This is a genomic window from Microlunatus spumicola, from assembly GCF_039536445.1.
GTDB lineage: Bacteria > Actinomycetota > Actinomycetes > Propionibacteriales > Propionibacteriaceae > Microlunatus > Microlunatus spumicola.
Genome location: NZ_BAAAYR010000007.1, coordinates 200,423 through 213,156, shown reverse-complemented (window position 1 = coordinate 213,156; position 12,734 = coordinate 200,423). Strand labels below are relative to the sequence as shown.

Annotated in this window: 8 protein-coding genes; 5 read left to right on the top strand and 3 right to left on the bottom strand. The window is 75.0% G+C overall.

What is annotated here, in order from left to right; translation table 11 throughout:
- Positions 1-87 precede the first annotated feature (87 nt).
- Positions 88-1,245, bottom strand: a complete 1,158-nt coding sequence (locus ABD665_RS21040) for a glycosyltransferase (RefSeq protein WP_204912957.1) — start codon at positions 1,243-1,245, stop codon at positions 88-90.
- A 232-nt stretch (positions 1,246-1,477) separates the two neighbouring features.
- Here ABD665_RS21040 and ABD665_RS21035 point away from each other — a divergent pair, with 232 nt between their 5' ends.
- From ABD665_RS21035 to ABD665_RS21020, 4 genes are read left to right on the top strand one after another with little or no spacing between them, the layout of a single operon-like run.
- Entirely contained in the window at positions 1,478-3,193 is a 1,716-nt protein-coding gene (locus tag ABD665_RS21035; RefSeq protein ID WP_204912958.1) for an oligosaccharide flippase family protein, read from the top strand.
- A complete protein-coding gene (locus ABD665_RS21030) occupies positions 3,190-4,479 on the top strand; it encodes a glycosyltransferase (protein WP_204912959.1) in 1,290 nt (429 codons plus the stop codon). The genes ABD665_RS21035 and ABD665_RS21030 overlap by 4 nt, the downstream gene beginning before the upstream one ends.
- 31 nt (positions 4,480-4,510) lie before the next feature.
- Complete coding sequence (locus ABD665_RS21025) at positions 4,511-6,442, top strand: O-antigen ligase family protein (protein ID WP_204912960.1); 1,932 nt, start codon at positions 4,511-4,513, stop codon at positions 6,440-6,442.
- Positions 6,443-6,494: 52 nt separating this feature from the next.
- Positions 6,495-7,409, top strand: coding sequence for a hypothetical protein (locus tag ABD665_RS21020; RefSeq protein ID WP_204912961.1), 915 nt, complete (start codon positions 6,495-6,497; stop codon positions 7,407-7,409).
- Positions 7,410-7,461: 52 nt separating this feature from the next.
- Here the strand turns inward: ABD665_RS21020 and ABD665_RS21015 are convergent, their stop codons facing one another.
- Positions 7,462-8,673 carry a glycosyltransferase gene (locus ABD665_RS21015; protein WP_204912962.1) on the bottom strand — a complete coding sequence of 404 codons (1,212 nt, stop codon included), beginning with the start codon at positions 8,671-8,673 and terminating at the stop codon, positions 7,462-7,464.
- Positions 8,674-9,028: 355 nt separating this feature from the next.
- Between ABD665_RS21015 and ABD665_RS21010 the strand changes: the two genes are divergently transcribed.
- The gene (locus tag ABD665_RS21010) at positions 9,029-9,172 is read left to right on the top strand and encodes a hypothetical protein (RefSeq protein WP_204912963.1); all 144 of its coding nucleotides are present in this window, start codon (positions 9,029-9,031) and stop codon (positions 9,170-9,172) included.
- A gap of 33 nt (positions 9,173-9,205) precedes the next feature.
- On the opposite strand, the gene ABD665_RS21005 is transcribed toward ABD665_RS21010, so the two are convergent.
- Positions 9,206-12,730: an error-prone DNA polymerase gene (locus tag ABD665_RS21005; RefSeq protein WP_204912964.1), complete on the bottom strand. Its 3,525-nt coding sequence runs from the start codon at positions 12,728-12,730 to the stop codon at positions 9,206-9,208.
- Positions 12,731-12,734: the final 4 nt, after the last annotated feature.

Here is a 12,734-nt window from a genome sequence, read left to right as displayed (position 1 = left end):
CGACGTGCCCCCGGGTGCCCGACCCCGACGTCCGGCCCTGGACTCTAACGCCGGAGGCTGGGGCCGGGGGCTCTTTCGCGCGGACGGCTAGGCGCGCGTCGCCCCGCGACGACCCCGCTCGCCCACCTGGCGGTAGAGGGCCAGCAGGTTCCGGGCCCAGAGGCGGGCGTCGAAGTGCTCCTCCATCCGCAGGCGCGCGGCCGCGCCGAGACGGGTGCGCAGCGCGTCGTCGTCGAGCAGCCGGACGAGGGCGACCGCGATGGACGCGGCGTCGCCCGGCCGGGTCAGCAGGCCCGTCTCGCCGTCGACGACGATGTCGGCGATCCCGCCCACGTCGCTGGCCACGACCGGACGGGCGCACCCGCCGGCCTCCATCAGCACCGTCGGCAGGTTCTCGCCGAAGATCGAGGGCAGAAGCACCACGTCCGAGCCGCGCATGACCTCCACGACGTCGCTCCGCATGCCCGCGAAGACCACCGACCCGTCCAGCCCGAGGTCGGTGACCTGGCGGCGGAGCCGGTCGCCCTCCTCGCCCGAGCCGACCACCAGCAGCGTGGCCGAGGGGTGGCGGGACAGGACCTCGGGCCAGGCCGCCACCGCGTGGGTGATGCCCTTGAAGTCGCGCAGCGCCGCCACGACGGTGACGACGGGCCCGTCGCCGAGACCGAGGTCGGCCGGGAGCGTGGAGGGCTCACCGGGCCCGGGCGGCGTGAAGTGCTGCAGGTCGACCCCGTTGTGCACCACGTGCCAGCTGCCGGGCGTGCGCCCGGACCGGAAGTGCTCGGCGTAGCTGCGGCGCGAGGCGTTGGACACGAACACGGTGGCGTCGCTGCGCGTCGCGACCTCCACGGCCAGGCGCTCACGGCCCAGCTCGCGGCCGTGCATCGGGCGGTAGACCTGGTGGAAAGTCCCGACGCCGGGCTTGCCGGCCAGGCGTGCCGCCGGCAGCGCCATGGTCATGCTCATCTCGAGGTGGGCGTGCACGACGTCGGGGTTCGTCCGGCGGATGTAGCGGACGAGGCGGGCGAAGCCGGGCGCGTCGAGGGTGCGTCGTACGCCGAGGTAGCGCGGCTCGATGCCCGCCTCGACCAGCAGCGGCTCGAGGCGGGACAGCTCCGGCGAGCGGCCGTGCAGGCTGAGGACGTCCAGCTCGATCCCCACCTCCGCGGACACCCGGCCCAGCTGGGCCACCAGGGTCTCCGCCCCGCCGAGGCGGAAGGCGTCGATGACGGTCAGCACGCGCACGTCTGTTCTGCTCCTGGTTCCGGCCGGTCGCACCGGGCCTCCGTCGTCGCGAGGGGCACCGCTGGACCCTCGTTCGTCGGTGCCATGTTGACGGGTCCGGGACGATGACGCAGCATTTCCACGCAAACGGGCAGAGCCGCTCCCGACCTGGGGCAACAATGGTCGCGGACGCCGGGGGGCTGTCCACGGGCCAGCGCGCCCCGCCACCTCTTCCTCAGGGGGACTCCCACCCGTGCCGCCGTCACCCGGACCGGCCCGCCCTGCGGGCCCGCCCGCCGACCCCGCCGACCCTCCGACCGGGTTCACGCCCACGGACGGGGCGGCCGCGGGTTCCGTGGACCTCCACCTCGGCGTCGACGAGCCGCAGGAGCCGCTGCCCGGGCTCGCGGACCGCGTGGCGGACGAGGCCGGCGCCGGCACCGCAGCGGCCGGAGCGACCGCCACCCCGGAGACGGGGGCGGACGTCGGCCGGGCGTCGGCCCGAGGCTTCGCCTGGACCGCGCTGGCCTGGGGCGGCAACCGCCTGGTGGTGCTCGGCCTCACCCTGGTCCTCGCCCGCATCCTCGTGCCCGCCGACTTCGGCCTGGTCACCGCGGCGCTGACCGTCATCGCCATCCTCGACGCCGCGCTCGACCTCGGGCTCGGCGCGGCCGTGGTCGCCGAGCAGGAGACGGGCGTCACCCCGCGCATCCGGGCCGCCTTCACGCTCAACCTCGGGCTCGCGGCGCTGGTCGCCGGCGCCGGCGCGGCGGCCTCGCCGCTGATCGCCGCGCTGTTCCACGCGCCCGACCACGTCGAGCTGTTCGCCCTGATCTTCCTCTACCCGCTGTTCCGCGGGGCCGGCCTCGTGAACGACGCCGTCCTCAAGCGGGACCTGCGCTTCCGGCGGCGCACGATGATCGACGTCACGCGGGCCGTCCTGCGGGCCGGCGTGTCGATCCCCCTCGCCTTCACGATCGGCGGGGCGCTGAGCATCGCGGCCGGTCTCCTGGCCAGCGAGCTGGTCGCCATGGTGGTGCTGTGGTGCCTCGTGCCGATCCGGCCGACCACGGCGGTGCGCGGGGACGTCTCGCGCGGCCTGCTGCGGTTCGGGGGGCAGGTGACGGCGATCCGGGTGCTCGGCTCGTTCCGGACCACGGTCGACTACCTCGTGGTCGGCAGCGTCCTCGGCGCGTCCGCCCTCGGCTTCTACGGCATGGCCTACAAGCTGCCCGAGCTCGTCATCGAGAACGTCCTGTGGATCTTCTCCGCCGTCGCCCTCCCGGCGTACGCCCGGGCCCGCGCCGTCTCGGAGGGTGTCCTGAACAGCTCGATGCTCCGGGCGACCCGGCTGCTCGCGCTCTACGGGCTGGCCGCCGGGACGTCGCTCGCGGTCGTCGCCCGCGACGCCGTGCCCGTCGTCTTCTCCGCCACCTGGGAGCCCGCCGTGGTGCCGATGATGCTCATCTCGCTCAGCATCGGGGTGATGTCGGTGGCGTGGGCGAGCGGGGACGTGTTCTCGGCGCTGGGCCGGCCGGGCGTGCTCGTCCGCCTGGACGTGCCCGCCACCCTCGTCATGGCCGGGATGTTCCTGCTCGCGCCGCGCTACGGGCTCGTCGGCGTGGCCTCGGTGCACCTCGTCTTCAACCTCCTCTACTGCGTCGCGCGGCTGACCGTCCTGCACCGGGTCACCCGCGTGCCGGTCGGCGACGTGGTCCGCGCCGTGGCCCCGGGCTTCGCCGTCGCGGGCGCGACCGCCGCGGTCGGCCTCGCCGTCCGGGCGCTGCTGCCCGCCGGTCAGCTCGGCTCCCTGGTCGTCCTGGGCCTCGTCTGCGCCGTCGTCGTCGGGGTCGCCTCGCTGCTCGTCGACCGGGGGTCGGTCGCCTCGGCCCTGGCGCTCGTCCTGCCCGACCGGATGGCCGCCCGCCTGCCCCGCCTGCTCCGCAGCCCCTCGGGAGCCGCCGCATGAACACGCCCACCCGCTCCGTCGTCCTGGTCACCGCCAGCGAGCCCGAGCCCCGCACCTTCGGCAAGCAGGTCGTCCTCGGCGGCCTGCTGGACCACCTGGTCGCCCGGCTGGGGGCCGAGAACGTGCACGTGGTGCTCGTCGGCGACCCCGACCTCGAACGGCCGCCGGTGCCGTACGACCTGCACGTCCTGCGTCGCCCGGGTTCGCGGGAGCAGCTGCGCTCGCTGGCCACGCGGGTCCTCGGGCCGGCCCGGTCGGCGTTGCAGGAGGCGGCGCTGTGGTCGCCGCGGCTGCTGCGCGAGATCGGCACGCTCCTCGACGACCTCGACGCGGACCTGCAGGTCTGGGACACGATCCGGACCGCCCAGTACGCCCGCGCGCTGCCCCGCAAGCGTCGCGTCCTCTACGCCGACGACCTCTTCTCCCTGCGCTACCGCTCGATCCTGGCCCACGCACGGGAGCAGCAGGAGGCCAGCGACCCCCTCGGCGACTTCGGCAAGATGCTGCCCGGCCCGGCCCGGCGGCTGGCCGGTCGGCCCGCCGTCTACCGGCCCCTGCTCCAGCTCGAGCAGCGGCTGGCCGCGCGTTCCGAGGACCGGGCGCCGGCCGACTTCGACGCCACCGCGCTGGTCAACCCGGACGAGACCGCCCTGCTGGCGCAGCGGTCGGGCTCGGGCTCCGTGGTGACGCTGCTGCCCCTGCTCGGCAGCGGCTCCGACCGGCCGCGGACCTTCTCGGGCGAGCCGTCGTACGTCTTCCTCGGCAGCCTGGAGTTCCAGCCGAACCGGGACGCGCTGCGGTGGTTCCTGGGGACGTGCCGCGAGGCCGTCCTCGCCGCCGTGCCCGACTTCCGGCTCGCGCTCGTCGGGCGCGGTTCCGTGGACGCGCTGCCCGAGGCGGCCGCCTGGGGCGACCGGGTCCGTCCGCTCGGCTGGGTGCCCGACCTCGACGACGTGCTGCTGTCCGCCGCCGGGCTGCTGTCGCCGCTGCAGACGGGCAGCGGCATCAAGATCAAGGTCCTCGAGTCGCTGTCGCGCGGCCTGCCGGTCGTCGCGACGTCCTTCGGCGTGCTCGGTCTCGACGTCGACGAGTCGGCCGGCTGCCTGGTGGCCGACGACCCCGCCGGCCTGGCCGCGGCCCTCGCGCGTGCGGCCGACCCCGACGTGAACGCCCTCCTCTCGGCCGGCGCCCGACGCCGCTGGGACGAGCGCTACTCCCCCGCCGTCGCGCGGCAGGCGTACGACGAGGTGCTCGGGCTCGTCGCCCCCGACGCGGGGCCGGCGTGACCGTGCCGGGCGGCCCGACGGGGTCCTGCGCGTGACGGGCCTCGCCGCGCTGCTCGCGGCGGCCGTCGGGCTGGCGTTCGTCGGGCTGGCGCTGCTGCGCCCCCGTCTGGTCCTGGTGATGCTGGTCGGGCTCGGCGTGCCCAACCTCAACGTGGTCATCACCGCGAACACGGGCCTCAGCCCCTACCTCGGGGAGCTGGGCCTCGCGGCGCTGGCCCTGGTCGTGATGGCCCGGCGCGGCCAGCTCCGCCTCGCCTGGTCGCCGGTGGTGACCGGCGTGCTCGTCCTCTACGCCGCCTTCTGGGTCAGCCTCGCGACCGCCGTGGACCCCGTCGCGGGTGCGAGCGTGATGACGGAGCGGTCGAAGGAGCTCGTCTTCTTCGTCCTCGTCCTCGCGCTCTGCCTCTCGATCGACAAGGTCACCCTGGCGCCCGCGACCGCGGTGACGATCGTCTCCGCGCTGGCCGCCCTCACCGCCGTGCACGCCTTCGTGCTCGGCGGGCAGGGTGACCTCGGCGGCCTGAGCAACGTGCCCGTCGCGCTCGAGGAGGGCGCGCTCACCGCTCGGCACTCGGGCACCTCCCCCGACCCGAACTTCTGGGCCCGGCTGCTCGTCCTGCTGCTGCCGACCGCGCTGTCGTTCATGGCGCTGAGCCGTGGCTGGCGGCGGCTGTGGTGGCTGGGCTGCGCCGGTGCGCTGCTGGTCGGCATCTACCTCACCCAGTCGCGCGGCGGGTTCATCGCCCTCGCGGTCGCCCTGGTCGTCTGGCTCGTGCTGGCCGGCGGCCGCTACCGCCGGTCGCTGCTCGTGCTCCCGCTGGTCGTCGCCGTGCTGGTGCCGGTGACCGGCATCGCCAGCCGGCTGAGCACCCTCGGCGACGTCACCTCGACGTCGACCGCAACCGCTGACCTCTCGGTCGTCACCCGGGCCCGGCTGCAGCTCGACGCGCTGCGGATGTTCCTCGACTCGCCGCTGACGGGCAAGGGGCTCGGGAGCTTCGGCACGGAGTTCCTGCGCTACGACCGGGACTCGAACTTCTACCAGCCGGTCGACATCGTCGTCGCGGCGCACAACTTCTACCTCGAGCAGGCAGCCGACGGCGGCATCGTGCTGCTCCTGGGCTGGGCGGTCTTCTTCGGCACGATCCTCTTCGCCGCCCTGCGGGCCCGCGGGCTCGCGGGCCGTCGCAGCACCGAGGGGATGCTCGGTCTCGGCGTGGTCGGCGGGGTCGTCGGGTGGCTCGTCGCGAGCGTGTTCCTGCACCTGTCGGACTTCCGGGCCGTGCTCGTCGTGGCCGCCGCCGCCGCGGTCGTCGACGTCCGGGCCCGCTCGGGGCCGCGGCCCCCGGCGCAGGTGGCCGCCCGGCGACCGAGCCGCCGGGCCGTCCGGGTGGTCGCGGCGGTCGTCGCCGTCGCCTCCGCGGTGGGCGCCGTCGGGGTCGGGCTCGTGCCGGCGCGTCAGTACACGAGCACCACGACCCTGGCCATCGTGCCGGGGACGCAGCGGGTGGACGGGCTGAGCGCGTACGAGGTCGACCTCATCAGCCGCGACCTGCTCAGCCCGACCTTCGCCCGCGTCCTGACGTCGCGCGTCACCCCGGCCGCGGTCGATGCGTCGCTCGGTCGGAGCGTGCCCGGCCTCACGGTCACCGCGGCCCCGTCCCGGCTCGGCGGCGGGGTGACGCTCACGGTGTCGGGACGTGCAGCCGGCGACGTCGTCGACGCCTCCGCCGCAGCCACCACGCTCGGCACCGACGTGGTCGCCGGGCTCCGCACGCCGTGGGTGCTCGTCGGCCAGCCCTTCCCGCCGCAGGCGGTCACGTCCCCGACGCGCTGGGCGGCGGTCCCGCTGGCGCTGCTCTTCCTGCTGGCCTGCGGCGTCCTGGTGCGTTCCACCCGCCGCCGGGAGCACGAGCGTGGGATCCGGCTCGACGAGGCCCAGGATCGCTACGCGGTCCGCTGACCCCGCGCGCCGGGGGACGTGGGCCGTCCGTCGGCCCGGGGCCCTCGTCCGGGTGCTGGTGGTCCTGCTGGCCCTGGTGGTCCCGGCCGGTTGCGCGTCGGGCTCCGCGGCCGACGTCGACGACGGCCGTCCGTTCGCGGCGGACAGCCCCTTCAACGTCGCGGTCCCGGCCGGCGCGGCGCTCGACCCCGGCAGCGCGGCGATGGTGGCCCGGGCCACCCGGCGCGGCGAGGTCACCGCGAACCTCTACGCGTACGGCGTCCCCGTCTACCACGCCGGACGCGGCGACCCGGCCTACGACGTCACCTGCACGCGCGACGCCGAGTGGGGTCCCTGTCCGCTCGGCGAGGGCCGGCGGCGGATCCCGGTGGCGGCGGTCCCGTCGACCGGCACCGACGGCGCCCTCGTCGTGGTGCAGGAGGACGGGTCGGTCGACGAGTACTGGCAGGCCCGTCGGACCGGGTCCAGCTGGACCGCCTCGTACGGCGCGGTCAACTCCCTCGGCGGATCGGGATGGGGCGGTTCGAGCACCGGGGCCGGGGCGTCGCGGCTGGCCGGCGTCGTCCGGCTCGCCGAGGTCCGCAGCGGCACGATCGACCACGCCCTCGCCCTGCAGACCGACGACCTCTGCGCCGGGGTCGTCCGGCCCCCCGCCCTCAAGACCGACGGCGACTCCGACCGGTCCGACTGCCTGCCCGCCGGCGCACGGCTCCAGCTCGACCCGTCGCTGGACCTGTCGACCGTCCGCGGCCTCGGCCCGGGCGAGCGGGCCGTGGCCCGGGCGCTGCAGGTCTACGGCGGCTACGTGATGGACCGCTCCGGCGCTCCGCTGTCCGTGAGCTTCGAGGTGGCGGGCGACGCGACGCCCGCGACCCCGGGGTCGGTCTACCGCGCGGCCGGGCTGGAGTGGGACTACTACGGCATGCCGCACGTGCCCTGGCACCGGCTCCGGGTGCTCGCGGGTTGAGCCGCCCGTGGTGTGCGGGCCGACCGGTCCCGGGTCCTGGTGTCCCGAGGTCCTAGCCCGCGCTGACGGCCCGGCGGACGGCCGCGCCGCCGGTCAGCACCGCCGTGTAGAGGCGTTCGAGCTGCCGAGCCAGGGCGTCGAGGCTGTGCTCGTCCTCGGCCCGGGTCCGGATCGACGCCGACATGCGGGTGCGGGCGGCCGGGTCCTTCGCGAGCTCCTCCAGCGCGTCGGCGAGCGCCGTGACGTCGCCCGGCTCGACCACCCGGCCGTCGATCCCGTCGCGCACGAGGTCGGGCACCGCGCCGATGCGCGTGCCGACGACCGGCACGCCCGACGCCATCGCCTCGATGATCGCGATGGGCTGGCCCTCCAGGAAGGACGGCAGCACGAACAGGTCGGCCTGCTCGAGCCGCGCCCGCACCTGCGGCCCGTGCTCCTGGCCGACGAGGCTGTCGCTCAGCCCGCAGCGGGCGAGCTCGGCGACGATCTCGTCGTACTCCTCCTGCGGCGTCGGGCCCTGCCCGCCGACGACGACCAGCTCCAGGGCGGTCCCCCGCTCGCGCACCTGCGCGACGGCGCGGGCGAGCTCGATCGTCCCCTTGCGCCGGCAGACGACCCCGACGAACAGCGCGGTGGGCGGCTGGCGGTCGACGGCCGTGACGGAGAAGGCGTCGACGTCGACCGCGTTGTCGACCATGATCACCGGCACCCCGGGCACGAGGTCGCGGACGAAGTCCTCGCCCGGGCGCGACACCGTGCAGACCAGCGCCGCGCGGCGCAGGGTCTGCAGCAGGCGCCGGTCACGGCTCGAGTAGGCGGCGAACTCGGGCCGTCCGGAGTTCGCGGCGGCGGAGTGCACGTGCGCGACGAGCTGGGCCCGACCGAGCGAGCCGGCGATGCAGAGCGCGGCCGCGCGGACGACGGGCAGCCCCGGGTCCATCACCAGCTGCACGTGGACGACGTCGGCCCGCCGGGCGGCGAGCAGCGTGCGCCAGGAGTCGACGAGCGCGTAGCGCAGGTTGTCGAGGTTGAAGGACCCGCCCTGACGGTTGGAGAGCCGGCCGGTGTTCAGCAGCTCCATGTCGAACCGCTCGCGCAGGTGCGCGTCGGCGGAGATCGTCTCGGCGAAGGTGGCGATGCCCCCGCGCATCGGGGCGGCCTCCGCGACGACGACGACGACCGGACGACCGTCACGCCGGACGGGCCGTAGCGGGCCGGTCAGCGACCGGAGGGCGCGACGGGCGGCGGGCAGGGCGGGTGCCATGCGGGGCTCCTCGGCTGGCGGGACGGGTGGGGCGGGTGACGCACGGGCTCCGACGGTCGTCCCGGCCGGTGTGGGACCGGTGCGGCGGTCCGTACGGGCTCGGTGCGGTGACGTCGTGGCGTGGTCGTGCGGTGTCGCTGGTCGGTGGTCGGCGGAGAGGTGTCCCGGGCGGCGCCCCCGCGGTCGACCGGGCACGACCAACCCTAGGGGTGACGGTCGCCCTCCGCAGGCGTCCCCGGGCAGCCGGGCCGCGGTTCTGCACGGTGCTGATACCAGTTCGCGGCTGGTAACGTTCCGCCTCGATCGGTGCCTGGACGGCGGTGTCCTCGTGGTGCACCTGGGTGAGAGGTGCCACGTGAGTGCGCCGAGCGTGTTCGAGCGGGTGGGCCTGGACGTGAACGCACGTCGTCGTGACGGCGACCTGGCCTGGCTGGGGCTCCTGCTGTCGGTCGTGTCGGCCTTCCTGATGGTCGGCCTCGTGTGGTGGTTCGTCTCCTGACGTCCCCGCCGGGGCGTGGTGGCCCCGGTGACGTCAACGGAAGTCCCGGGACCGGTAGCTCTGCGGGATGACCGCGGTCGCGGCCGGGAAGAGGCCGCTGAGCGGTTCGAGCCGGTCCGCCACCAGGTTGGTCACCCCGTCGACGTACTCGATCGTGCCGCGCACCATCAGCGCGTTCGTCCGCCGGCCCACCCGGACGAAGCGCTGCCACATCGGGCGCGAGCAGACGATGTTCAGCATCCCCGTCTCGTCCTCCAGGTTGAGGAACGTGACCCCGCCGGCCGTCGAGGGCCGCTGCCGGTGCGTGACCAGGCCGGCGACCTTGACCCGGGTGCGGTCGTGCTGGACGCCCAGGGCACTGATCGCGACGATCTCGTGCTCGTCGAGCACCGGCCGGAGGTGGCCCACCGGGTGGTCGTCCGGGCTGATCTGCGTCGCCCACAGGTCGGCCAGCGTCAGCTCCGCAGCGCTCATGCCCGGCAGCTCCGGCGGCGCGGCGTCCACCGCCGTGCCCGGCAGGGTGTCGGCGCTGTCGGCGTACCCCGCGTTCCAGAGCGCCTGGCGCCGTGAGAGCCCGAAGGAGTCGAACGCGCCGGCGGTCGCCAACGCCTCGGTCTGGGGCACGGTCAGCCCGGTCCGCCGGACGACGTCGTTGATGCTCGTGTAGGGGCCGTCGGCCCGGGCGTCGACGATCCGCTGGGCCTGGGCCCGGCCGATCCCCTGCACCTCGGTGAGCCCGAGCCTGACGGCGAACCGCCCGTCGCGCCGGTGGCTGTGCGTCAGGTCGGGGGCGCTGCGGACCCACGGCCCCACCGGCGGCTGCTCGCGGTCCAGGCACCCGGGCATGCCCGTGGCGAGGCTGCCGCCCTCCATCCGGCCCTCCCCGTCCGCCGGGTCGAGCAGCTCGAGCCCGGCGTCGACGTCGGAGGCGACGACGTCGGGCCGCCGGACCTCGACGCCGTGCCGCCGGCCGTCGGCGACCAGCGACTGCGAGGAGTAGAAGCCCATCGGCTGGGCGCGCAGCAGCCCGGCCAGGAACGCCCCCGGGTAGTGCAGCTTGAGCCAGGACGAGGCGTAGACCAGCAGCGCGAAGCTGATCGAGTGGCTCTCGGCGAAGCCGAAGTTGGCGAAGGCCTGGATCCGGGCGTAGATGTCGTCGGCCAGGTCGCCGACGATGCCGTGCGAGGCCATCCCCGCGTACAGGGTGGTGCGCAGCCGCTCGATCTTCTCCACCCCGCGCTTGGACCCCATCGCGCGGCGCAGCAGGTCGGCGTCGTCGCCGGTGCACCCGCCCACGGTCATGGCGATCTGCATCAGCTGCTCCTGGAAGAGCGGGATGCCCTTGGTGCGCTCGAGCACCGGCTTCAGCGCCGGGTGCAGGTAGGTGATCTCCTCCTTGCCCGTGGCCCGGCGGATGTAGGGGTGCACGGCCCCGCCCTGGATGGGGCCGGGCCGGATCAGGCCGATCTCGACGACGAGGTCGTAGAAGCGGCGCGGCTGGAGCCGGGGCAGGGTGCCGATCTGGGCACGGCTCTCGACCTGGAACACCCCGATCGAGTCGGCGCGGCACAGCATGTCGTAGACGCCCTGCTCCTCCTTGGGGATGGAGTCGAGGTCGAGGCGCTCGCCGACCTGGTCGGCCGCGAGGTCGAGGGTGTACTGGATCGCGGCGAGGATGCCCAGGCCGAGGAAGTCGAACTTGACCAGCCCCATCCACGCGCAGGAGTCCTTGTCCCACTGCAGGACGGTGCGCTGGTCCATCCGTCCGCGCTCGATCGGCACCACCTCGCCGACCGGCCGTTCGGTGAGCACCATGCCGCCGGAGTGGATGCCGAGGTGGCGCGGCGCCCGGAGCAGCTGCTCGGCCAGGTCCACGACCGCCGTGGGGATGTCGTGGTCGTGCTCCTCGGCGTGGCCGTTGACGGTGACCGTGCCCCAGGAGTCGATCTGCTTGGACCAGGCGTCCTGCTGCCCGGTCGAGTAGCCGAGGGCCTTGGCCATGTCCCGCACCGCTGACTTGGGGCGGTAGCTGATGACGTTCGCGACCTGCGCCGCGTTGTGGCGGCCGTAGCGCCGGTAGACCTCCTGGATCACCTCCTCGCGCCGGTCGGAGTCGAAGTCGACGTCGATGTCGGGCTCCTCGTCGCGGTTGACCGACAGGAAGCGCTCGAACGGCAGGTCGTAGAGGATCGGGTCCACCGCGGTGATCATCAGGACGTAGCAGACGACCGAGTTGGCCGCCGAGCCGCGGCCCTGGCAGAGGATGCCCTGCTCGCGGGCGAAGGCGACCATGTCGCGGACGATCAGGAAGTAGCCCGGGAAGTCCTTCTCCTCGATCACCGCGAGCTCGCGCTCGAGCCGCTGCCGGGCGACCTCGCGGCGCTGCGGCGGGTAGCGCTCCTCCAGCCCCCGCCGGCACAGCTCGCGCAGCCAGGAGGCGGGCGTGTGGCCGGCCGGGACCCGCTGCTTGGGCAGCCTGGGCTTGGCCTGCTGCAGGTTGAAGGCGCACTCGTCGGCCAGGCGCACGGAGGTGGCCACGGCCCCCGGGTAGCGGGCGAAGCGCTGCGCCATCTCGTGGCCCGAGCGCAGGTGGGCGCCCGGCGGCGGCAGCCAGCCGTCCATGTCGGCGAGGCTCCGCCGGGCCCGGACCGCGGCCATCGCGGCGGCCAGGCGTCGCTCCTCGGGGGTCGCGAAGTGCACGTTCTGGGTGGCGACCACGGGCAGCCGCTGCTCGGCCGCGAGCGCGGCCAGGACGTCGTTGGTCGTCGAGTCGGTCGGCAGCCCGGCGTCGGTGATCTCCACCGCCACGTTCGCGTGGCCGAACAGCCCGACCAGGTCGTCGAGCGCCCGGGCCGCGGCCGCGGTGCCCACCCGTGTCGGCCGGCCCGCCTCGGCGTGCCGGGTCAGGGCGGCGCGCAGCGGGCCCTTCCGGCAGCCGGTGAGGACGAGCCAGTGCCCCTCCGACCGCTGCCCCAGCTCCTCGAGGTCGTAGACCGGGCGGCCCTTCTCGTCCCCGCGCAGCTGGGCGTCGGTGATGGCCGCGGACAGCCGGTGGTAGCCCTCCACGCCGCGGGCCAGCACCAGCAGGTGCTCCCCCTCGGGGTCGGCGACGCCGTTCTGCGGCACGGTCAGGCCCAGCGAGAGCTCGGCGCCGTAGACGGTGGGCAGGTCGTACGCCTTGGCCGCCTCGGCGAACCGGGCGGCGGCGTAGAAGCCGTCGTGGTCGGTGAGGGCAAGCCCCGCCAGCCGCAGCCGGGCCGCCTCCTCGATCAGCGACTCGGGGTCGCTCGCCCCGTCCAGGAAGCTGAAGTCGCTGTGCACGTGCAGCTCGGCGTAAGGCACGTACGGCTCGTCCGGCGAGCCCGGCCGGCCCTCCGGCACCCGGTAGGCCGGGCGCTTGTGCGAGTAGCCGGGCGCGCTGTCGTCACCCGCGTGGTCGAGGCTCGGGCGCCGCTCCGGCGCGGCCGGCTCGACCTCCGAGGGTGTCGGTGCCGCCCGGCGACCCGACAGCGCGCGTTCGAGCTCGCCCCACGACTGCGGCGGGTTGCTCCAGCCCATTCCT